The organism is Vibrio sp. 03_296 (assembly GCF_002265885.1).
Genome location: NZ_NPKW01000456.1, coordinates 1 through 1,157 on the forward strand (window position 1 = coordinate 1; position 1,157 = coordinate 1,157).

Annotated in this window: 2 protein-coding genes; one reads left to right on the forward strand and one right to left on the reverse strand. The window is 42.4% G+C overall.

The genetic code is table 11. The features are described from left to right. Positions 1–228: hypothetical protein (locus tag CIK04_RS33865; protein ID WP_325205813.1), on the forward strand; the 228-nt coding region annotated here is incomplete at its 5' end. A gap of 655 nt (positions 229–883) precedes the next feature. On the opposite strand, the gene CIK04_RS33870 is transcribed toward CIK04_RS33865, so the two are convergent. Beyond that, positions 884–1,157, reverse strand: a 274-nt coding sequence (locus CIK04_RS33870; protein WP_325205814.1) for a hypothetical protein, incomplete at its 5' end; no start/stop codon positions are given.

Here is a 1,157-nt window from a genome sequence, read left to right on the forward strand (position 1 = left end):
ACACTGATTGATGATCAGGTAAGACTTGTAGAAACAGACAAGTTACGACCGGGTACGATAGAAACATTTAGGAACGGGCAGTATGTAACTGTTGAAACAACTGAATCAGTTAGCTTATTCAGAAAGTTTGGTGGAGGCCCTAATCAGGCAAAACTTGATGGTGGCTTTGCGTCAACGCACCAAAATGCTGGAAGACAGGAAMMAGCTGTTTATCCTGCAATGGAGTAATAGTCGATTCGAAGCTGAGTTGATTATTCCCGAAGGTAAAAAGTTGAATATTGGACGAGACTGTAGGTCAGCAGCCTCCAAGCAGTTTGACTCCAAAGTATCGTGGTGGTGCTGATCAGGTTCTTTGCCTAGAACTGGTCAACTGATTGGTGAGATCTGCGAGAGATGGGAAGACCGGAATTGTGTATACATTTGATGAATTCAAGGCTGCTTTCCCAGAGCAAGTAACGAGAGGTAATTGAGAATGGCATTTTCAACAAATGAAGAGAACTTAATTGTTCAGTTATCTAGTATGATCGATGAGCTGCTTACAGCTCTCGATCAACTCGGAGAAGACACGAGTCAATGTTATCAGTCGGTTCAATAAGGTAAAAATATCCTTAAGTTCGAAAATCCAAAAGGCATGAAGAATGTAAAGCAGCATTTAATGATGGACTTTAGGATGATTGAGGATAGGCAGTTAGAAAGCGATGTTTTGGATGATGTGTTAGAAAAAATTTATTATCAGGTTAGCAACAATGAGATATTTCATCCTTAAGTTATTCCTAACAAAGCAGTTCTTCTTGGCAGTCTGGAAGACGCTAAAATCGTCTTAAAAAATCGCCGAGAGCAAATCGCGGAAAAGGGGTRCCAGCCCACGTATAGCGATGCTGAGCTAGCAGATCTTGCGCAATATGGTGATGTCGGTAGCGAGCGATTTCAGGTACGCTTCATGGAAGAAGGTTATTTCAATGACCGCAATGCCCCTGATATCGCTTTGAGCGGGGAAATGGGCATGGTTATGAAGACAGAAAGTGGTCAAGGTGGCAAGTACTGAACCACGAGTTTTGACCAGCTTGAAGACGCTGATACAGATTAAACTGATCAGTGAAAGTTGGGTTGGAATACGATCCGGCAAAGAAGTATGTTTTGGTTGTGGTCGATACCGA